At 60.0% G+C, this 19528-nt stretch carries 20 protein-coding genes and 3 pseudogenes; 8 read left to right on the forward strand and 15 right to left on the reverse strand.

Going from position 1 to position 19528, the window contains the following annotated elements:
• Window positions 1-14: 14 nt before the first annotated feature.
• Complete coding sequence (locus MN186_RS11165) at window positions 15-923, reverse strand: LysR family transcriptional regulator (RefSeq protein ID WP_242114451.1); 909 nt, start codon at window positions 921-923, stop codon at window positions 15-17.
• Window positions 924-1038: 115 nt separating this feature from the next.
• Here MN186_RS11165 and MN186_RS11170 point away from each other — a divergent pair, with 115 nt between their 5' ends.
• The 4 genes from MN186_RS11170 to MN186_RS16640 all read left to right on the forward strand — a co-directional run bounded on the left by MN186_RS11170 (window position 1039) and on the right by MN186_RS16640 (window position 3156).
• A complete protein-coding gene (locus MN186_RS11170; RefSeq protein ID WP_242114452.1) occupies window positions 1039-1470 on the forward strand; it encodes a DoxX family protein in 432 nt (143 codons plus the stop codon).
• Between the two features lie 135 nt (window positions 1471-1605).
• Window positions 1606-2166 (forward strand): NADPH-dependent FMN reductase, encoded by a 561-nt coding sequence (locus MN186_RS11175; protein WP_242114453.1) that lies wholly within the window; start codon window positions 1606-1608, stop codon window positions 2164-2166.
• 123 nt (window positions 2167-2289) lie between these two features.
• Window positions 2290-2916 (forward strand): glutathione S-transferase family protein, encoded by a 627-nt coding sequence (locus MN186_RS11180; protein ID WP_242114454.1) that lies wholly within the window; start codon window positions 2290-2292, stop codon window positions 2914-2916.
• 21 nt (window positions 2917-2937) lie between these two features.
• Complete coding sequence (locus MN186_RS16640) at window positions 2938-3156, forward strand: DUF5996 family protein (RefSeq protein WP_353890317.1); 219 nt, start codon at window positions 2938-2940, stop codon at window positions 3154-3156.
• Here the strand turns inward: MN186_RS16640 and MN186_RS16700 are convergent.
• The 7 genes from MN186_RS16700 to MN186_RS11215 all read right to left on the reverse strand — a co-directional run bounded on the left by MN186_RS16700 (window position 3063) and on the right by MN186_RS11215 (window position 10167).
• On the reverse strand, window positions 3063-3320 hold the full coding sequence (locus MN186_RS16700; RefSeq protein WP_242114455.1) for a hypothetical protein: 258 nt from the start codon (window positions 3318-3320) through the stop codon (window positions 3063-3065). The two genes, MN186_RS16640 and MN186_RS16700, sit on opposite strands and share 94 nt — an antisense overlap.
• Before the next feature lie 340 nt (window positions 3321-3660).
• Complete coding sequence (locus tag MN186_RS11190) at window positions 3661-4950, reverse strand: hypothetical protein (protein ID WP_242114456.1); 1290 nt, start codon at window positions 4948-4950, stop codon at window positions 3661-3663.
• 27 nt (window positions 4951-4977) lie between these two features.
• Complete coding sequence (locus MN186_RS11195; protein ID WP_242114457.1) at window positions 4978-6174, reverse strand: pyridoxal phosphate-dependent aminotransferase; 1197 nt, start codon at window positions 6172-6174, stop codon at window positions 4978-4980.
• A gap of 10 nt (window positions 6175-6184) precedes the next feature.
• The gene (locus tag MN186_RS11200; protein WP_242114458.1) at window positions 6185-7078 is read right to left on the reverse strand and encodes an NAD(P)-dependent oxidoreductase; all 894 of its coding nucleotides are present in this window, start codon (window positions 7076-7078) and stop codon (window positions 6185-6187) included.
• 13 nt (window positions 7079-7091) lie between these two features.
• Window positions 7092-8597, reverse strand: coding sequence for a tripartite tricarboxylate transporter permease (locus MN186_RS11205; protein ID WP_242114459.1), 1506 nt, complete (start codon window positions 8595-8597; stop codon window positions 7092-7094).
• Window positions 8598-8624: 27 nt separating this feature from the next.
• Window positions 8625-9143 carry a hypothetical protein gene (locus MN186_RS11210; protein WP_242114460.1) on the reverse strand — a complete coding sequence of 173 codons (519 nt, stop codon included), beginning with the start codon at window positions 9141-9143 and terminating at the stop codon, window positions 8625-8627.
• 22 nt (window positions 9144-9165) lie between these two features.
• Window positions 9166-10167, reverse strand: coding sequence for a Bug family tripartite tricarboxylate transporter substrate binding protein (locus tag MN186_RS11215; protein ID WP_242114461.1), 1002 nt, complete (start codon window positions 10165-10167; stop codon window positions 9166-9168).
• Window positions 10168-10340: 173 nt separating this feature from the next.
• Here MN186_RS11215 and MN186_RS11220 point away from each other — a divergent pair, with 173 nt between their 5' ends.
• On the forward strand, window positions 10341-11036 hold the full coding sequence (locus tag MN186_RS11220) for a GntR family transcriptional regulator (RefSeq protein ID WP_242114462.1): 696 nt from the start codon (window positions 10341-10343) through the stop codon (window positions 11034-11036).
• Window positions 11037-11753: 717 nt separating this feature from the next.
• Here the strand turns inward: MN186_RS11220 and MN186_RS16650 are convergent.
• Window positions 11754-11942, reverse strand: a pseudogene (locus tag MN186_RS16650) (IS91 family transposase); the annotation flags it as partial.
• On the opposite strand from MN186_RS16650, the pseudogene MN186_RS11230 reads away from it, so the two are divergent.
• Window positions 11937-12131: pseudogene (locus MN186_RS11230) on the forward strand (lytic transglycosylase domain-containing protein); the annotation flags it as partial. The pseudogenes MN186_RS16650 and MN186_RS11230 sit on opposite strands and share 6 nt — an antisense overlap.
• Window positions 12132-12312: 181 nt before the next feature.
• Here the strand turns inward: MN186_RS11230 and MN186_RS11235 are convergent.
• The 3 genes from MN186_RS11235 to MN186_RS11245 all read right to left on the reverse strand — a co-directional run bounded on the left by MN186_RS11235 (window position 12313) and on the right by MN186_RS11245 (window position 15296).
• The gene (locus MN186_RS11235; RefSeq protein ID WP_242114463.1) at window positions 12313-12978 is read right to left on the reverse strand and encodes a DUF924 family protein; all 666 of its coding nucleotides are present in this window, start codon (window positions 12976-12978) and stop codon (window positions 12313-12315) included.
• Window positions 12979-13085: 107 nt separating this feature from the next.
• On the reverse strand, window positions 13086-15005 hold the full coding sequence (locus tag MN186_RS11240; protein WP_242114464.1) for a heavy metal translocating P-type ATPase: 1920 nt from the start codon (window positions 15003-15005) through the stop codon (window positions 13086-13088).
• Between the two features lie 60 nt (window positions 15006-15065).
• Window positions 15066-15296, reverse strand: a complete 231-nt coding sequence (locus MN186_RS11245) for a heavy-metal-associated domain-containing protein (RefSeq protein WP_242114465.1) — start codon at window positions 15294-15296, stop codon at window positions 15066-15068.
• Window positions 15297-15392: 96 nt separating this feature from the next.
• Here MN186_RS11245 and MN186_RS11250 point away from each other — a divergent pair, with 96 nt between their 5' ends.
• Complete coding sequence (locus tag MN186_RS11250) at window positions 15393-16283, forward strand: LysR family transcriptional regulator (protein WP_242114466.1); 891 nt, start codon at window positions 15393-15395, stop codon at window positions 16281-16283.
• 147 nt (window positions 16284-16430) lie between these two features.
• Here MN186_RS11250 and MN186_RS16655 read toward each other — a convergent pair whose 3' ends face one another.
• Entirely contained in the window at window positions 16431-16772 is a 342-nt protein-coding gene (locus MN186_RS16655; RefSeq protein WP_353890316.1) for a hypothetical protein, read from the reverse strand.
• 33 nt (window positions 16773-16805) lie between these two features.
• Between MN186_RS16655 and MN186_RS16705 the strand changes: the two are divergent.
• A pseudogene (locus MN186_RS16705) lies at window positions 16806-16949 on the forward strand (IS110 family transposase); the annotation flags it as partial.
• 52 nt (window positions 16950-17001) lie between these two features.
• Here MN186_RS16705 and MN186_RS16475 read toward each other — a convergent pair.
• Entirely contained in the window at window positions 17002-17130 is a 129-nt protein-coding gene (locus tag MN186_RS16475; protein WP_255744127.1) for a hypothetical protein, read from the reverse strand.
• Between the two features lie 325 nt (window positions 17131-17455).
• A complete protein-coding gene (locus MN186_RS11260; RefSeq protein WP_242114467.1) occupies window positions 17456-19390 on the reverse strand; it encodes a heavy metal translocating P-type ATPase in 1935 nt (644 codons plus the stop codon).
• Between the last annotated feature and the right edge of the window lie 138 nt (window positions 19391-19528).

A 19528-nucleotide genomic window follows, 5' to 3' on the forward strand; every position in this document is an offset into this window, starting at 1 on the left:
GCGCACAGGGCCGCTTACCCCCGCTCCCACGGGAAATCACTGGCGGTCTTTACCAGATGATCGACAAACAGCCGCAGGCGGGCGGGCTGATAGCGGTTCGGGCGGAACAGCACATGAATATCCCGTTCCGGCCAGGTCAGATGATCGGGCAGAAGCTGTTGCAGGCGGCCTGCCCGAAGATGTTCGGCGACATAGAAGACTGGCAGGATGGCGATGCCGATGCCCTCGACCGCCGCGCGGCACAGCATGTCACCGGAATCGGACCGCAGCGACCCGTTGAGCAACACTCGCCCCACATGCCCCGCCGCATCCTTGTAGCGCCATTCATGCGCCGCGCTATTGCCCGAGTAGGCCAGCACGTCATGCGCGGCCAGATCCTCGGGTGCCTCGGGCAGGCCATGCCGTTCGATGTAATCGGCGCTGGCACACAGCATGAAGGGGCATGATGCCAGCCGCCGCGTCATCAGCGAGGAATCCGCGAGCGATCCGATCCGTACCACCACGTCATAGCCATCGTTCACAGGGTCGATGAACCGGTCGCTCAGGCTAATATCCAGAGCCACATGCGGATAGCTCTGCGCGAACCGCGCGGCGCAGCCGGTCAGGTATTTCACGCCCAGACTTTGCGGCAGGCTGACCCGTAGCGGCCCACGGGGATGCGATTTCAACGCGTGGATTTCCTCCTCGGCCTCCTGCAGATCGATTAGCGCCCGTGTTGCCCTTTCAAAATAGATCGCACCCTCTTCGGTCACGGCGACATGGCGGGTGGTGCGGTTGAGCAGCTTGACCTTCAGATCCTGCTCGAGGTTCTGGATCTGCTTGGAGACTGCGGAACTGGTCATCCCGAGCCGCCGCGCCGCCCCGGCAAAGCTCTGTTCCTTCACCACCGCAACGAAGATGCCGATACGCGTTATCTGATCCATGCAACTATCAACTTAATGGAATGAGTGAGATGCCATATATCTATATTATCAACTCCGGCGCAATGATCAATATAGGGGGCAGAGAAACAACAGACCCCTTCACTGGAGATAGACAATGACCTTCGAATCCAACACCAACATCGGCGCAACCCTTACCCGGCTGTCGCTCGGCGCTGTCCTTCTGGCGCACGGCCTGCTCAAGCTGTTCGTTTTCACCCTTCCCGGCACCGTCGCCTTTTTCGCCGGCCTCGGGTTGCCGGCGATCGCGGCATATCTGACCGTCTTTGCCGAGGTCGTGGGCGGCGTGGCGATCCTCGCGGGCCTCTACACCCGTCTTGCGGCCCTTCTGTCGCTGCCGGTTCTGATCGGCTCGCTCTGGGCGCATATTGGTAATGGCTGGCTGTTCAGCGGTGAGGGTGGCGGCTGGGAATTCCCCGCGCTGCTGGTCGCTTTGGCCGTGGCGGTGGCCATTCAGGGCGGCGGCGCTTTCGCCCTGCGTCGGCTGCCGGTCATCGACGTCTTCGTCCCGCAAGTGTTGAAGGCCTGATTGGTCGCCTTACCTAACCGCGAAGAGATGCCGTGACCCGGCATCTCTTCTTTGACGGCGTGTCGTGCCCCCGGCAGGACATGCGACAATCGCAATTCGGTCCGTTGGCGGCCTGACAAGTAAAGTGGAACCAAAATGACCCGTATCCTAGGAATTTCCGGCAGCTTGCGACGCGCCTCCTTCAACACGGCGCTGCTGCGCACGGCGCAGGGCCTGATGCCCGAGGGCAGCACCCTGATCGAAGGCAGCATCGCAGACATTCCGCTTTACAATGGCGACGAGGAACAGGCCCAAGGCTTGCCCCCAGCGGTCGAGAAGCTGAAAGCCCAGATCGAGGGCGCCGACGGGCTGCTGCTGTTTTCGCCGGAATACAACAATTCGATTCCAGGCGTCTTCAAGAACGCGATCGACTGGACCAGCCGCCCGGCGGGCGACATCTCGCGGGTTTACGGCACCAAACCGGTCGCGGTGCTGGGCGCGTCTCCTGGTGGGTTTGGAACGATATTGGCGCAGGATAGTTGGCTCTCTGTCCTGCGAACACTCGGGACACGACCCTGGTGGTCAGGGCGATTGATGGTGGCCCGGGCCGGCAATGTTTTCGACGAAGAAGGCCGTATGACCGACGAACAGACGCGCGAACGGCTCGAGAAGTTTCTTACCGGCTTTGTGGCCTTCTCAGCAGCGCCGACAGATTGACAGAAGGCCCTGTGACCACCGTCAAGAAGGTCTTGAGACCTGCGTGGCCATCAATGGCCAACCGGCAACACCACAACCTGATCGACCCAGAACAACTCTAATATCACTGAAAGGAAATTCACTATGCCAACCCTCTATACAATGCCCGGAACCTGTTCGCTGTCGCCCAATATCGCTTTGGCTTGGCTCGACGCACCTGTCGAAGTGAATACGATGGCTTACGGCGATCATAAGAAAGACGCCTACCTGGCGATCAACGACAAGGGCAAGGTGCCTGCATTGCGGTTCGACGATGGCGACGTGCTGACCGAAGCGGCGGCGATCCTCGCCTGGCTGGGCGCCGAACATGGCAGCGACACCTTTGGCCGCGATACGGTGCTGGGCCGCAAGGAAGCCGAGGCGCTCTCCTACATGACCTCCGAAGTGCACGCGGTCTATGGCGGCCATTTCGGCCCGCAGAACTTTGCCGAAAGCGACAGTGCCATCGAAGAGGTCAAGCGCAAGACCTATGAAAAGCTCGACGGTCATTACAAGCGCATGAATGATATTTTGAACGAGAATGGCGGTGAGTGGTATCTGGGCAAACGCAGCTTTGCCGATACCTTTCTCTATGTCCTTTGCCGCTGGATCGACCAGACCCCGCTGTCCTATGACGATTACCCCGCGCTGAAACAGCACATGTCGAATATGGAAGCGGATGCCGGTGTACAGCTTGCGCTGAAACGTCAGAAGATGAAGCCGATCGGATGAGCGGGAAGTAGCATTGGGCGATTGGCTATCTCTAGACCATGCGATTGGTCCGAGACCTGCGCCGCGCTTCATCTCTGGACACAATTCCTCGCGCAATTCCGGCTGGTGCGTATGCCTTGGGTCAGCCGTTCTAAGTATGCCACGCTTTATATGCGCCCTGGCGGCCTGGCTGCGGGGCTTGTGCATGACGTGGCAGCTACGTCAACCTGCGCCTCGATCTTGTCGATCATCGTCTCGTAGCCGAAGCGGATGGCGGCGTTCGGCAGGGCTTCTCGCTTGCCGCGATGAGCGTGGCCGAGTTCCACGAAAGAACGCGATAGGCCGTCGAAGCCGTCGGCGGAACCTTCGGCATCCATGGCGCGCCGAATGAGCTGCCCGATCCGCCCCTCTTCGGCGAAACTCAAATCACTCGCAGGGTTGGAACAGGTGGCTAACCTCAAAGAAGTGTATCTCCGGAAAACGGCTCACCTACAGACATTGCCGCAATCGCTGCTCTTCACAAACTTGAGCATCCTATCATCGACGGTGGATATGGCAGTGGACAGCAGATTGCCGATTTGTCGCCCCTTGAGAGGCTTCCGATCGAGGAACCCACCTTCGTCAACATACGAGGCGAGGGGTTGGAGTTCGGGCCTGCCGCGAGACTATCTTCCAGCGCAAGGCTGCTCCCGAAGTCTTTGCGATCGCGCGGTCCCGTCCTTTTCCGCAGCAATACGGAAAGACGGAACCGAATTGATCCGATCCTCAGACGGGTCCGGTAAGGGCCGTCACATCGACAAGATACATCTGACGCCTGCCCTCGTGAACCGAGTCCATGCAGACGGCCGTGTTGGCTCGGTTCCAGCGCGGATGCAGATCGCAACGGTTGTGCTTGCCGAGGTCGGGAGGCGTATAGAAGCTTCCCAGATCGTGGCGCGTCCCTGTTTCGGTGTCGAAAAGGAATAGAATACGTTCATCGGTGTCGGCGTCGGGATAAGTGTCGCTGAGGATCCAGCGACCGTCGGTCGAATAAGTCATGTGCCCGTTTTCGTCCAGCACACCGCGCCCGACGACCTGCGCCGTGCCGGTGGTGTCGTCGTAGAGGTGATAGTGGATCTCGCCCTCATGCGGACCCCAGACGATCACCTCGGTGTCAGATTTCCACATTGGATGGGAAATCTGGTATTCCGACTTTTCATAATCGAAGGTGCCGACGGCATTAATGTCGAAATCGTCCGCCAGTTGCGGCAACGGATGATCGGTGCATTCCAGCAGCCGCAGGCCGGACCCGTCGCCGTTCATGGTAAATAGACGGTGCAGAAAACACGTCTCGTCCTCCACCCGTTCGGTCCAACGGTGAATGAACAAGAACCGGCTACCCGAGGGGTTGACCTCGAGATGGGTGACCCAGTGAATGGCCTTGTCCATTGAGGGCAAGGGGTCGAAATTCCGCAGATCGTCTAGGCTGACGATCAGGCGGGCGTCGCCGCTATCGATCTCCATGCGGAAGATGCCGTCATCTTTTGGCGCCAGCTCCAGCGCGGGTTCCTGCCCGGTGGCCGGATATCCGATGGTGCGGTGCGTGACCATGAATCGCGAATAATTTACCGTCAGGGCAAAATCGCCGTTCGGCGCCATCACATAGATCGGCAGCGGCAGTTCGCGCGCCTTACCCGTCTCGACATCGATCAGCGTCGAGCGGAAATCGGGAAAGACGTTTTCGCCGCCGCTTTCACCGCTGGCACGGGTGTTGAAGATCACCTGATTGCGCCCTCCGCGCCATTGCGCCTGGCACCCCATTTGCCAGTTCCAGGTCGTCGTTTCACCCAGCTTGTGAAACCGGTCGCCATCGGCCAGATCAAAATATCCCACCTCGGCCGTTTCGGTGCCGGTCAGGTCGCCGGTGAACATATCCACCCGATTGCCTAGCAGCCGGCGATCATCGGCGCTGAAGTTCGATTTGTTGTAGTAGCCGAAAAAGCTGTGTTTCCGGCCATCGCCCACGGCGCGGATCGGCGCAGCGTCAGCCGGCTGCAATCTGATGGTGTCAGTCATGTGGGGTCTCCGTCGGTCGAGTGGGCTTCAGCCCTGAAGTTTGGAAAGAAAATCGTCAAGCCGCGCCATGGCGGTGCGGATGATATCGCGAGAGGTCGCAAACGACAGCCGCACAAAGCCCGGTTGCAGAAAGGCGGTACCGGGTACAAGTGCCAGATCAGCATGCTCCAAGAGTGCGTCGCAAAAGCTCATGTCATCTGTGATGGTCATGTCGCCGATGCGTTTTCCTATCGTGCCGCGAATATCGGCGAAGATATAGAATGCCCCTTGTGGCGGGATGTAGCGGATATGCGGCATCGGCGCCATCAGGCTGGTGATCAAATCCTTGCGTGCCTGATATTCGGCAGCCATCTTTTCAACGGCTGCTTGCCCATCGCGCATTGCGCCCAGAGCCGCCCATTGCGCCACCGAACTTGCGCCGGAAGTCACATGCCCTTGCAGCATGGTCATGCGCTTGATCAGCTGCTGCGGTCCCGCAGCAAAGCCGATACGCCAGCCGGTCATGGCATAGGTCTTGCTGACCGCATTGATGTTCAACACATAATCGCGCGCTTCAGGGCAGATCGTCACCGGGTTTCGGTAACGAACGCCATCAAACAGAATACGCTCATAGACCTCGTCGTTGATCAGCGTCAGATCATGTTCGATCGCCAACTGGCAAAGCGCCGCGATGTCTTCATCGGCATAGACCCGACCCGAAGGGTTGTTGGGAGAATTCAGGACGATGGCGCGGGTCTTTTCTGTGATCGCGGCGCGAATTTGGCCGAGGTCAAAATCCAGTGTTTGCGGATCGGTTTCGACGATCACCGGTGTGCCGTCAAAGAAACGGATCTGTTCGACATAGCTGACCCATGCAGGCGCGGTCAGAACGACCTCGTCTCCGGGGTTCAGCAACGCGGCGAAGGCCTCAAACAGCAACGGTTTCGCGCCAGCCCCGACCATGATCTCGGCGGACTCGTATTGCAGATCAAACTGGTCCGCATAATAGTCGCTGATCGCTTGGCGCAACTCGGGGATTCCGGCGGTCGGCGTGTAGAACGTGCGCCCTTCATCCAACGCCGTGCGTGCTGCATCCATCGCCGCGTCGGGTGAAATAAAATCGGGCTCACCCGTCGACAAAGAAATGATGTCGCGACCCTTACTGCGCAAGTGACCTGCGCGTTCGGACATAGCCCGCGTCGCAGAAGGTTGCAGCCGCATCAGACGTTCGGAAATCTCGCTCATGTCCTACTCCTCAAATTGCGCCTGTCTCACGCCACATGGCGAAGACGTCTTCGAGTGATTTGGGCATCTCGCCACCCAGCTTTTCGGCGGACCCGGAATTGGCCGATTCCATCAGTCGCTTATGGGCACCTTGCGCGACCAGCGGCTCGATGCCGGTTTCGCGCATGATCGTGATGGCATCCTCCAACTCGTGGGCGCGGCGCGCAGCATGAACAAGATCTCCGGCCAGATACCGTTCGGCTGATTGGCGGAAGCTGACGCGATCCATTGTTTCGCCGATGCTGTTCATGACGACGTCTTCCACACCGTTCTTACGGGCAAACTGGAAGGTTTCCACCAGAAGCGCTTCGAACCCCTTGGTAAAGAGCGATCGGCTCAGCTTGATCCTGCTGGCCATACCCGCCGGGCCATCAATTACCTCGATCACCATATTGAATGGGGTCATGGCATCATGCCAGGCTTGCGCGGCCGCGCCGGATGCCGCGATGGGGACCTTGTGGCCGTAAACCGGCAACGGGCCCAACATGGGGCTGTCCACATAGCCCAGCCCGCGCGCAGCGCAGCTTTCCGCGATCTGTGCCTTCAGGTTGGGCGACGAAGAACAAACATCCGCCAGCGTCTGACCTGCCCCCATATGTTCGGTGATTGCAGTGGCAGCCCCTTCTGCAAAGGTGGCCGGAACGGCCAGCACGATGAAGTCGGCACCCGCTGCCAGCGCTGCGGGGCCATCCACCAGTGTGACTCCGGCGTCCGCCACCCGGCGCATCAATGTCTGGCGCGGCGCTGCATCTTCGGCGAGGGTCATCGCGTGGTCATACACAACGATCCCGTCCATCCCCTCCTTCACCAGACCGGCAGCCATATGGAACGCCGCTTCGCCAAAGCCCATGAAACCCAATCGCATCGTATCGATCCTTTCAGTTTTTGGATTTTTTCCGTAGCGCACCGATCACGGGCATTACGATAATTGTTATTGTCAGCACCACGAGCAGCAGGGAGATCGGCCGTTCAACCAGCATCCGCAAGCTGCCACCACCCAGTTGCAAGGTGCGCAGAAGGTTCTCTTCGATGATGCCGCCCAGAACCACGCCAATCACGGCGGGAATGACAGGGAAGCCGAATTTGGTCATCAAATAGCCAACCAGACCGGCAGCGATCATCACCCAGACATCCAGCCAGTTGAAGTGAATCGAAAAGATGCCCACGACCGACAGCAAGATCACACCGGGAATGATGATGTGCTTGTTGATCGTTGTTAGCTTGCCCAATACCCGGACACTGGCCAAACCCAGAATGGTGATGACGATCTCGGAGTAAAGCAGGCCGATGAACAGCGCGATGGTCAGCGCATAGCCCTCGCCCTCAAACATGGCGGTGCCCGGACGCAGCCCGTGCAGAAGCATGGCAGCCAACACAATGGCGGTGGTGGCACTGCCTGGGATGCCGAACATCAGCGTCGGGATCAACGCGCCGTCGATGCTGGCGTTGTTGGCGGATTCCGTGGCAACCAGACCGCGAGGGTTGCCCTGACCGAAGGGGATCTTGTCCTTCTTGCCTGTCCGGACCGCCTCACCATAGGATACGAACGTAGCCACGGTGCCGCCTGTGCCCGGAATGGCACCAATGATGAACCCCAGAACCGAGCTTTTGATGATCGTCGGCCAGTAACGAAACGTGGTTTTGATCCCTTGCCAGCGGCTGCCGCCCAAGGTGTCGAGCACTGAAATCTGCCCGGTCTTCTCGGCATAAAGCCCTGCCATCGTCGCCACGCCAAAAAGGCCCAGCAGCACGGGCAAGAAGGAAATTCCATCATATAGCGCCAGTGAATTAAAGGTATAGCGAACATCCGCCGCACCGCCAGGGGCGATGCCGATGACCGTGACGGCCAGACCCAGAAGGCCCGATAGCAGAGCCTTATAGAACGCACCTTTGGACACCAGAGAAACCAGCACGATGCCGAAAACGCCCAATAGGAAATATTCGGGCGTGCCGAACAGCAATAGGAAGGGCAACATGAAGATCGAACCGAAAATCGCGATCACGTCGCCAATCAACCCGCCCATCGCCGAAGCTGTCGAGGAGATGGTCAGCGCCGTCACCGCATCGCCGTTCTTGGCCATCGGATAGCCTTCAAGCGTGCTGGCGGCGGCAGACCCGTCGCCCGGCGTGTTCAGCAGGATTGATGGGATCGAGCCACCATACATCGCCCCGTCATATAGCGCGATAATCAGCAACAGCGCCGACAAAGGTTCCATGTAGACGGTGAAGGGCAGAGCAAGCGCGGTGCCCAGTGCGGGGCCTATACCCGGAATTGCACCGACAACGATGCCAATAACGGTGCCCAGAACGATCCAGAAAATGCTCTCCAACGTCGTTACCATCGTCAATGCGGTGTAGAGTGCGTCCAGAAGATCGGCAAACATCTTAATAACTCCGAGAGTGGGGGTGGGTCAAAGGAACGACAGCCAGGCGCCGCGGCCGTAATGGTGACCAAAGGCGGTATCGAACAGATAGATCATACCCAGTGCGAGCACGGCGAGGATCATCGCCACGACGGTCAATTGACTGATCTCCGACCGAGTTTTGGTCAGGTAAGTCGCGATCGACAACAGGGCAGCCAGATAGAATCCGACTGCCCAAGCCAGCACCGCAAAGGCTGCGGTGAAGGCAAAGACGAAATAAACTCTCGCCACATTTTCATCGCCACCCTCGGACACAACTCCTTCGGGCTTTTTGCCGATGGCGAAGCGATCACTGCTGGAAATCGCTTGCCGGACAGCGGCGGGAAGCACGCCTTGAAACGCATAAAGCGCGACGAGGATCAGCGCCGGCACGGAAAGCATCATGGGGAACAGCGCGGATTCCGCGCTGAACTGCCATGATCCGATCAGAATGACCGTAAAGAAAACCGCCATCGCCAGACAAAGCAGCACCTCTTCGATCTTGAAAGTGTGTCCTGCGATTTTCATTGCGATACCTCCCGCTGCACGATCAAGTCGCGATCGACTTCAGATCAATTTCTTCGGCTACGGCCAACGCGTCTGCAATGGCCCGGTCCGCCTCGGCCCCGGTGCCACGAGCTGGCTCAAGGCTTAGCGAACTATACTGCGCCTGCATGAACGTGTCGTCTTGCGCCGCGATGGTCGCCTTCTCCAGGATCACGCGACGCTCTTCGTCGATACCCGGGGGGGCATAAACGGACCGGCGCAGGACACAGACTTCAAGCGGGTCTTTGCCGGCTTCATTCATGGTCGGTGTGTCCGGGTATGATGCTAGTCGTTCATTCAGGCCAACGATAGCCAACGGCTTCAACTTACCGTCGCGGACCGCGTCTTGTGCCGAAGATGCGGTGACAATACCGACCTCAACTTCGCGCCGCAGGATTGCAGCAATGATATCGCTGGTTCCCTTGTAAGACACATACTGTTCCCAGTTGATGTCCGAGCGCTGCTTCATCAACATCGCCGCGATGTGCCAAATCGTGCCTTTCTGTTGTGAGGCGATGATCTTTTTAGCGCCTGAATTATAGGCTTCGATCATCTGCTCGAATGTGTCGATACCTGCGTCGGGATGGGCGACGATGATGCCCGGTTCGCGCACATACACTGACACGCCGCGAAACTGGGTGATGTCAAACGGTGGGCGGCTGAGATACCAGGCCCATGGCGTTGATGGCGGGTTGAAACCTGTGAGGGTGTAACCGTCTGGGTCGGCAGTAAAGCCTTCGCCTGCGCCGCGCAGTGATCCCGCACCCGGCACGTTACGCACGTTTACCGGAACACCCAGCCCTTTCTTGCTTGAAAGGCCGATGCTCATCGCGCGCAGCCAGATGTCGGTGCCGCCGCCGACGCCAAACGGTACGACGATATCTATCGGATTCGACGGAAATTTATCCTGTGCCAGACCCGGCAATGCGGACAGACCGGCTCCAAACGCCAGCCCGCCTGCACCCAACTGCAACACACCACGACGGTTAATAAACGGGTTTTTCATGATCTTCCTCCCAAGATTGCGATAACCATTTTTCATTTTGTGTATCTGAATGCATACAATGTCAACCAATAACAGCCGAACCGTACCAATTGCCATATTCTTCAATTTCGGCGAACATGAGGATGAAGATGCACACCGCAGATTGAAAACCGGGGAACAGGAACGTCGACATCATGAAAACAAAGGAAAAAAAACGACAGCACGCGGAACTTCCCCGAAGCGAACTCGTCTATCGGGAGATCCAAAAGTGGATTAACGAAGGTGAATTTCACCCCGGCGAACGACTTCGCGAAGCCACTGTTTGTGAGCGCCTCGGCGTCAGCCGTACGCCCGTCCGCGAGGCGATCAGGCGGCTTCAGGCTGAAGGCCGCGTCATCATTGAAGCCCAACGCGGCGCCGTTATCGCTGAACTTCAGGCCCAAGAGATGATCGAGCTTTACACGGTCCGGATCGAACTGGAAGGCTTTGCCGCCGGACTGGCCGCGCAACATGCGTCGGACGCCGAAATCCGGTTGATGAAGACGCTTCTGGAAGAAAGCCGCACCATGGATGACGATCCGCGTGCATTGAACGAGAACAATTGGAGACTACACCGTACGATCCACATTGCGGCGCACAACCGGTTCCTGTTGCAGACCTTCGATGCGCTATCCAACTCTCTGGCGCTGCTGCGCGGAGCGAAATACATCCCCAAAGGCAGGCCCGAGACGCTGTTTCGCGAGCACGAGAAGATCGTCGAGGCGATCCAGAAACGGGACATCGAGGCCGCGCGTTCTGCGACCGAAGCTCACGTGCGACGGGCGTTCGAAATCCATTTAATGGTGAACATCGACGATCACGCCCCAAACCAAAGTGCAGGTTTCGCTTGATCCGATATCGGTCATGGCGAACGATGGCGGCAGACACCCTCAGCGAAGTCCGGGGCGCAGCACGGCTCACATCGCCCGCAATGACTTGCCCACACTCATTCACTGATACACGCCACCCTGACGGTCTGTTGTGCCTTTGCGCGATACTTCTTGGGCGCATCCATTGAGCCCGGTCCGGGCATGCGACTGGACGGTGTTTGTATTTTAGACGCGGACGGTGATGCCATCCCAACGGGGTACATCTTCGCCATTCCAGATATCTATTACTGCGCCCAAGACGAACCTTATTTAATTTACATTCACAGTGGCTTTCCAGAGCCACCGTGTGTTGATCGGCTTCCCCAAACCGGACTTTGGCGCAGTAGCTTCCAACGCTCACTTTGTCTAAGATTTTTCGATGCGGGCCAGTGCGTTAGGTTTGTGTTGGCCGGGATGGCCCGCGTTGACAAATCTGACAAGGTGGAAGCCGCGGGATGTAGGTACTGCGCTATGGGGAAAGCTCAGACCCCAGTTCGTGATATCGGTCAGCGTTCCGCGGATTTTTCCGAGTTTGGAGGCTCAGCATCGTGGTTTTGGGCGTAGGGCCGGGCCCGTTTTTCGGTCTTTCTGCGGTGGCCCGGCTCCCATCACGACGCAGTGATGGCATTGATCCAAAGCTTGCCTTTGACCGGCACGTTGGGTGTCGGACCTGAGGATGCGCAGAAGATGGGCGGTTTATCATGCAGCCTGCTTTCTTGGCGGGGCTCGGGTTCGGGAGATCTGCCCGCGCCGGAAGGTCTCAATGATGCGCATTTGGGCACCGCAGTCGGGGCATGGCTCGCGCAAGGTGAGCGGTGGTGTCACTTCCTCTGACGGTTGGGCTGGTTCCGCCGATTTGATGTCTCCAAGTAGTACGCGGACCCCCGCCCCGAAATCCTCGCTACCCTGGGAAACACGGCGCATCGCTATGGCGGGCACCCCGCATTGCGCCGCGCTGGCCTTTCTGTATCCGAATGGCAGCCGCTCTTCCAAGCCAATATCGAGATCGAAAGCGCCTACCGGCCGAATGCGCGCAGCTCTTCAGACGCGATTGGGCTTGGACAGTTGATGCCCGCGATGGAGGCACAGGTTTCCGACCGAACGGGATGCGTCGTGACCATCGTCATTCACAACAATTCCCAATGCGGCATCTCACGCAATGTGCTGGCCATCATCGAGGCGCCGGGTGTAACACCAATGTTTTCTGCGCTCCGTGTGCGTCCGCGTTTCCGGAACGGGCAAGCGAGCCGTGTCCCGATCAGGATCCTGTATCGGAATTGCGGCGGAATGCTTTCTCATGAGGGAACTGGCCCTTCGCGATATATGTCTCCTCGGCAGCAGTGGATGTGCGGTTCAGCATGTCATTACGATGAGGATGTCGACCAAACGTCGAAATGATTTGTCGAACCTCGCGGGCCTGATCCACCAAAGAGGAATAGATCGCCCGCAGAGGGATCGGGGCGGTGGCGGCAATGTCTTCGCGCAGGGTGATCAGCCGGTCGATGCGCTGCAAATGATCGGGGCCTTCGCAATGGCCCAATGGCAGGCCATAAACAATCTGGAACCAGGGCGTCTCCAGCGCAGCAAAGTGACCGTTCGAAAGGCCCTCGGTCACCAGCGCCAGCGCGCGAGGATCCTGCTCAAAGGCGCGGGCATCATCGCGCCAAACCGAACGGGAAAACTGATCAAGAATGACAATCAGCGCCAGCCTTCCATGCGGGTTCATCGCCCAGTGATCAAGGTCGCCCTGCGCCGCCCTTTCGGTAAGGTCGGCAAACCGCGCAATGATCTCAGTATTCGCCCCGCCCTGCATCCTCCAACGCCAATGCGCAAGGTGCTTCTCTGGCGCGACACGCAAAGAGTGTCCTTCGGGAAACCAAAACTCGAGTACATCGTCCGATTCCGCGTGGTCTTTGACGTTCATTATATCCCCTCCATCCGTGGCACGCCGACAAGGTTCTTGATCCCTGCCGAACGTATCAAACCCGCGCCGATAGGGCGCGGATTTTCTGTTACGCGAGCCGCTCACGCCTATGCAGCGACGCGGTCGGCAGCGTGCGCAGCGGCTCTGGCCTTCGCGGCTTTCGGCACGCGCAGCAGGCGCATGGCGTTGAGGATCACGACCAGCACCGACAGTTGGTGCACCAGCATACCGCCCGCCATGTGGATCGAGCCGGTATAGACCCCGAACAGCAGGCCGATGACGGTCAGAACCGCGATCACGAGGTTCTGGCGCATGTTGCTGAGCGTGGCGCGCGCGATTTCCATCGCTTCGGCGATCTTGCCCAGATCGTCGGTCATTAGCGCGATATCGGCCGTCTCGATCGCGATGTCGCTGCCCGAGGCGCCCATGGCGATGCTGATATCGGCCGCCGCCAGCGCCGGGGCGTCGTTGATGCCGTCGCCGACCATCGCGACGTGCAGGCCTTCGTCACGCATCGCGCGGATCCGCTTGAGCTTGTCATCGGGCATCATCGCGGCGTGCACCTCGTCGACACCGACCGCCTTGGCAATCGCCTCGGCCGCCGGGCGCTGGTCGCCGGTCAGCATGACCACGCGGTGCACGCCCAGCGCGTGCAACCGGTCGATCATCGGCGTGGCACTGGCGCGCGCCATATCGGCGAGGCCCAGCAGGCCGACGACTTCGCCGTTACGCGCGACGATCACCACGGTGTGGCCCAACCCGTGCAGACGCGCAATGCCATCCTTTGCCTGCGCGTTGAAAGCGATGTTGAGGTGGTCGAACAGGCGGTGGCTGCCCACCGCTATCTGGTGACCGTCATGGCGCGCGATCAGACCCATGCCGGCGATCTCCTCAAGCGATTCTGCGGTCGGCAGAGGCCCCTGCTTAAGCGCCGCCTCGATGATCGGGCGACCCAGCGGGTGGTTCGAGCCGGTCTCGGCGATGCCCGCCCAAAGCAGGACATCGGCCTTGCTTGCCCCGGCAAGCGCCACGACTTCGGCCAAGCGCGGCTGGCCCTCGGTCAGCGTGCCGGTCTTGTCCAGCGCCAGCGCGGTGATGCGCCCGGCGTTTTCCAGATGCTCGCCGCCCTTGATCAGGATGCCGGACCGCGCCGCGCGACCGATTCCCGCGACCACCGATACCGGCGTCGAGATCACCAGCGCGCCGGGGCAACTGACCACCAGCAGCGTCAGCGCTAGTTCGACGTTGCGCGTGACGATGTAGCTGAGGATTGCCAATACGAAGACCGCCGGCGTGTACCAGCGCCCGAAATTTTCGATCATCCGCTGCGCCGGGGCCTTGGCCTCTTGCGCCTCTTCGACGCGGGTGATGATGCGGGCCAGCGTGGTGTCGGCGCCCACACCGGTCGCGCGCAGATGCAGCAGACCGTTTTCGGCCAACGTTCCGGCGAATACCTTTGATCCGGGGGCCTTTTCGGCCGGGATCGGCTCGCCCGTGATGGACGCCTCGTTGACGGCTGCAGTGCCATCGGTCACCTCGCCATCGACCGGCAGGCGCTCTCCGGCGCGCACCAGAACGGTTTCTCCCAAGGCCACCTCATGCGCGCCCACTTCGATGGTCTCGCCATTCCGCAGGACAGTTGCCGTTACAGGTGCTGCGTCAATCAGCGCCTTGAGCGCGCCACGGGTGCGGCTCATGGTGCGGGTCTCAAGCCATGCCCCCAGCATGAACAGGAAGGTGACGGCGGCAGATTCCCAGTGGTTGTTGATGAACAGCGCACCGACGGCGGCCACGATAACCAGCAATTCGATGCTGAGATGGCGCAGCTTCAACGAAGCCCAAGCCCGCAGGGCAATATCATACCCGGCCAGCACGGCGGCAATGGTCATCAGCGGCGCCCAAGGGGCGGCCAGACCAAACCCATACCAAGCGACCAGTGCCGCGGTGATGAACACCCCGCTGGCGATGGTCAGCCATTTGCGCCGATCGGCGGGGTGTCGGTAGATATCCATGAGCGCGGAAAACATATGCTCTCTCCTTTCAGAACAAGCCCCACCGCGTGGAGCGATGGGGCGGGGGTTGGAGGATTAGAACGCCGACGGTTTGGCAGTATATCCGGTCTTGGCGATGGTACTCACCAAGGCGGCCACGTCACTCAGTGCCGGGTCGTGGTCCACCTCAATTCGGCCGCTGCCAAATTTGACTTCGGCCTTCGCGACACCGGGCAGCGCCATCAGCGCACTCTCGATCTTGGGCACGCAGGAGGGACAGGAAAGCTCGTCGCTGCGCAGTTTCGTGCGGATTGTCGTATTGGTCATGGTCAAATCCTTTCAGGTGATCGTTGTTGCTTCTGGTTCCTATATGGCTGCACTGTGAGCGCACAGGGAGTAGCGAAAGCGGAAAGGTGGCCTTGCATGAATGCACAGCTTGCCAATTGGGACGATCTGCGGGTGTTTCTGGCCGTGGCGCGGGCGGGCAGCCTGTCGGGGGCGGCGCGCAGCCTCGGCGTCAATCATTCCACGGTGTTCCGTCGGATCGCGGGGCTCGAGGAAACCTTGGGTGTGCGCCTGTTCGATCGGTTGCCGACCGGCTATGCGCTGACTCCGGCCGGCGAGAAAACCTTCGGCATCGTCGAGCGGATCGAGGCCGATGTCACCACGCTGGACCGCACCGTCACCGGACAGGATCTGCGTCTCAGCGGCACCGTGCGGATCACGGCGATCGACATGCTGGCGTTCTGGCTGCTGCCCGATCATATTCGGCAGTTTCGCGAGAGCTATCCGGGGATCGAGGTGGAAATCGTGGTGGGCAACGAAACGCTCAACCTGTCGCGCCGTGAAACCGACATCGCTCTGCGGATCGGCAACACCCCACCCGAAACGCTGGTGGGACGACGCGTCGGTCGTCTGGAGTTCGCGATCTACGGCGCGCCGGAGTATTGCGCGGCCCACCCGGACACCGATCTCGCACAGCAGGACTGGATCGGCTTTGACAACGCCCACGCGCCCCTGACCCGCCAGTTCGAGAGCTTTCTGCCCGGTGTGCGCCCGGCCGTGCGCTCGAATTCGGTGGCCTGTGCGGTGCGTCTGGCCAAGGCCGGGCTTGGGCTTGCACTGCTGCCCTGCGCCATCGCCGGTCTAAAACCGGACCTGACCCGCGTTGCCGAACTGCCCGACGCCTTCAGCCTTGATCTGTGGCTGCTGACCCACGAAGACTTGCGCCACACTGCCCGGATTCGCGCCGTCATGGATTTCATGACATCGGCACTGGGCGAGGCTCTCACGCCCAATACGAAGGGGATGTAACAGGCGCGACGAAAAACTCGCCTTTGCGTCGCCCGTCGGCAGATTATTGTATCGCCATCCAACTATCTCACACATTACGAAAATCCACCGCTGACGCGGCCCGCGGTCGGCACGTCGCGGCACGCCCCGAAAGCTCAGGAAAGGTGCTTAATGCCCAGGAGGAGTATGGTGCAGCTGCTCCTTCCCCACCCAGCCTCCAAGAGCCGGTGGCGCTGAATTTCGAGGTTCGGATCTTTGGCGGCAAAGCGCGCGGCTGACATGGGACGACGAAGCGCATTTATGCTCCATCACCCCCTTTTCGTATCGGCTGGGTGCTTCAGCTACGGTCAGTGACCGGCAAGGGTCTCGCGATGCTAAAGCGTCACGCCTTGAGCTTGTGACAGGGGAAAGGCGTGACGCTTTAGCATCGCGAACCGCCACCGTCATATTGAAAGCGCTTTTGATCTCGTCCTGGTCCTCCGCGGTGACCCACTTGAGGACCAGCGTCACGTCCTGCGCCTCAAGCGCGCGTTGCGCGTCAATCCCGACCGTGTTGATCCTTGGGCATTGACATTACGTGAACGCAAGCCTCCACGCGTTGCTACCGTTGCCATGGCAAGCAAAACCGCCCGCATCATCTGGGCAGTCTTGACCCGCAACGAACGTTACAGACCTCATGCAGCATAACCAAAGAAAAAGAACACAAGAGACGCACGACAATCGAGATGATAGAGCAATGTCACCCCGCCAACCAAGACACCCCGTCGAATGTCAGGGACACGTCGTTGTCCGCGAAGCGGTTTGGGACTTGGTCAGCGGAAACCATCAGGGCCAGCAGCCGTGTGCGCTGCGCAAACAGGCCGGACACACGACTGCATCTGACAGGCGCTCATATCAGATCAAAAAATGTCTTGCTATGCAGGAGCCATCCACACAGAACACTCGGGTGAGACGCGGCGTTTTAAGGTGCAAGACGTCGGTCAGCGGACAGATTGTGAATTCGCTATGCCAGCGTCAATCACTGCTGTTTTGGACGGGCCGTGCCAAAATATCAGGTTGATATGGAACAAGGAGCATATGCGGGGGTGCGCATTTTGATACACTATGCAAGAGATACTCAGCGCCCTTTGCCCAAGGCCCGAAAGACTAGCCAAAATGCAGAGAACCTGATGCCGGTAGCGGCTACTGAATTTTCAAGCGTCCGCCGCTTCCACATTCTCAGTCTTTTTCGTTTCGGCATTCCGACGGGGTGTGCGGAGCAACCGAAGGCCATTGAGCACCACCAGAACCGTACCCCCTTCATGGCCAATCACTGCCAAAGGCAAGGGCAGATCGAAGAACAGCCCGCCCAAGACAAGCACGGCCATGGCGCCCATGGCAAAGATCAGGTTCTGACGGATGATCGCGGCGGTCTGGCGCGCCAGCAGGTGCGCCTCGGCAAGCTGCCCCATATCCTCCGACAGAAGCGCGACGTCGGCGGCCTGAAGCGCGACTTCCGACCCCGCCGCGCCCATCGCAATCCCCACATCCGCCCGCGCGAGCGCTGCCGCGTCATTGACGCCGTCTCCGACAAAAGCGATCCTGCCCTCGGCCGCCAGCGCGCCGATCATGCGAAGCTTGTCTTCGGGAAGCATGTCGGCGTGGATTTCGTCGGGCTGGAAGCCGAGTTCGCGGCCTATGCGCAAGGCGACCGGCCGTCTATCGCCCGTCATCATGAGTATCTTCGTGACGCCGCTTTCGCGAAGCGCCGCAAGTGCAGGTCTGGAACTCGGGCGGGTCTGATCCGCGAGGCTGACTGCACCGAGAAGCCGGGGACCCTGGCCAAAATAGATGACCGTCTCGGTGTCCTCGGCCAGCACCGTCAGGGACGCATGTTCGATCCCGGCCCCCATCCGCGCCGCCATGCGCGGATTGCCAGCCCACAACTTTTCACCTGCCCTGTCGCCCGTGATACCCTCGCTTGGTAGCGCGACGACATTCGCCACCTCGGCGGGTGTGATTCCGCGATCTGCCGCTTCCTGCCGGATCGCCGCGCCGCTGTGGTGTTCCGAATGGGCTTCAAGGCCGGCTAGAAGGAACAGGAATTCCTCCTCATTACCGTCAAGCGCAACAACCTTGGTGACCGATGCCTTGCCTGTCGTCAGCGTCCCGGTCTTGTCGAAGGCAAAGCTATCGACCGCCGCGAGCGTTTCGAGCGCAGCCCCGCCCTTGAACAGCACGCCCCCGCGTGCCGCAGCCGAGAGTGCAGCCAAGATTGCGGCGGGAACCGAAATCACGATGGCGCAGGGGCTTGCCGCCACCAGCAACACAGCCGCGCGATAAAGCGCCTCGTGCCAGTCATTCCCGAGCCACAGGAAGACGGCGAAGGCGAGGATGGCACCTAGCAGAACCGCAACCGTATACCGCTGTCCGAACCATTCGCTGAAACGCTCAGACGGCGCCTTTTCCGCCTGCGCTTCGGTGACCAGCGCGATCATGCGCGCGACGGTGCTTTCCTCGACCGTTTTCGTGACCGCGACTTCCAGCACGCCGTCAAGGTTGACCGTTGCCTCGAACACCTTTGCACCCTGCTGCTTGCTGACGGGCATGGATTCACCCGTGATATTCGCCTCGTCCAGCGCACCACGGCCCGTCGTGATTACCCCGTCGGTAGGCACGCGCGCGCCCGGCCGCAGAACGAAGATGTCATCGACCTTCAGTTCGGCGGCGGGAATTTCCATGACCGTGCCGTCGGGTGCCTTTCGCAAGGCGGTTTCGGGGCGCAGCGCCATCAGGGCTTCGACAGCCCGCCGCGCGCGTCCGAGTGCACGGTCTTCCAGGGTTGTCGAAACGCTGAACAGCGTCAGCAGCACCGCACCCTCGAAGGGTGCGCCAACGGCTGCGGCCGCAATGGCCGCGACAACCATCAGCAGATCAATATCCAGAATGCGGTCTTTCCACAGGGCCACAAGTGCCCGCCACGCCGCAGGCACCCCCCCGGCCAGATACACGAGCAGCAGACCGACCATGGACGTGCGTTGGGCTGTGATGCCCTGCAGCGGCCATAAAGCGAGAGCAGCCAGGAGCATCCCGAGGAGCGTCAGGCCCGTCAACACCATCGCACGATCTGCACCGAGCCGCTTTTTCATAATATCTACCCGAATGCTGGAACAAGACTGTAGGAGTCAGCTATCATGTTCTGCCCTCCCGTTGCCAGCAAACGCTGTCGCACCGGTTGCGCAGCCACAAGGACCATTGGTTCGTGAGGATGCGTGGCGGCGCATATG

This window comes from Aliiroseovarius sediminis (assembly GCF_022678485.1).
In the GTDB taxonomy this organism is placed as follows: domain Bacteria; phylum Pseudomonadota; class Alphaproteobacteria; order Rhodobacterales; family Rhodobacteraceae; genus Aliiroseovarius; species Aliiroseovarius sediminis.

Bases quoted from the DNA above. Each gene is read 5' to 3' on its own strand.
- MN186_RS11165 (WP_242114451.1), bottom strand. From the start codon at position 923: ATGGATCAGATAACGCGTATCGGCATCTTCGTTGCGGTGGTGAAGGAA.
- MN186_RS11170 (WP_242114452.1), top strand. From the start codon at position 1,039: ATGACCTTCGAATCCAACACCAACATCGGCGCAACCCTTACCCGGCTG.
- MN186_RS11175 (WP_242114453.1), top strand. From the start codon at position 1,606: ATGACCCGTATCCTAGGAATTTCCGGCAGCTTGCGACGCGCCTCCTTC.
- MN186_RS11180 (WP_242114454.1), top strand. From the start codon at position 2,290: ATGCCAACCCTCTATACAATGCCCGGAACCTGTTCGCTGTCGCCCAAT.
- MN186_RS11190 (WP_242114456.1), bottom strand. From the start codon at position 4,950: ATGACTGACACCATCAGATTGCAGCCGGCTGACGCTGCGCCGATCCGC.
- MN186_RS11195 (WP_242114457.1), bottom strand. From the start codon at position 6,174: ATGAGCGAGATTTCCGAACGTCTGATGCGGCTGCAACCTTCTGCGACG.
- MN186_RS11200 (WP_242114458.1), bottom strand. From the start codon at position 7,078: ATGCGATTGGGTTTCATGGGCTTTGGCGAAGCGGCGTTCCATATGGCT.
- MN186_RS11205 (WP_242114459.1), bottom strand. From the start codon at position 8,597: ATGTTTGCCGATCTTCTGGACGCACTCTACACCGCATTGACGATGGTA.
- MN186_RS11210 (WP_242114460.1), bottom strand. From the start codon at position 9,143: ATGAAAATCGCAGGACACACTTTCAAGATCGAAGAGGTGCTGCTTTGT.
- MN186_RS11215 (WP_242114461.1), bottom strand. From the start codon at position 10,167: ATGAAAAACCCGTTTATTAACCGTCGTGGTGTGTTGCAGTTGGGTGCA.
- MN186_RS11220 (WP_242114462.1), top strand. From the start codon at position 10,341: ATGAAAACAAAGGAAAAAAAACGACAGCACGCGGAACTTCCCCGAAGC.
- MN186_RS11235 (WP_242114463.1), bottom strand. From the start codon at position 12,978: ATGAACGTCAAAGACCACGCGGAATCGGACGATGTACTCGAGTTTTGG.
- MN186_RS11240 (WP_242114464.1), bottom strand. From the start codon at position 15,005: ATGTTTTCCGCGCTCATGGATATCTACCGACACCCCGCCGATCGGCGC.
- MN186_RS11245 (WP_242114465.1), bottom strand. From the start codon at position 15,296: ATGACCAATACGACAATCCGCACGAAACTGCGCAGCGACGAGCTTTCC.
- MN186_RS11250 (WP_242114466.1), top strand. From the start codon at position 15,393: ATGAATGCACAGCTTGCCAATTGGGACGATCTGCGGGTGTTTCTGGCC.
- MN186_RS11260 (WP_242114467.1), bottom strand. From the start codon at position 19,390: ATGAAAAAGCGGCTCGGTGCAGATCGTGCGATGGTGTTGACGGGCCTG.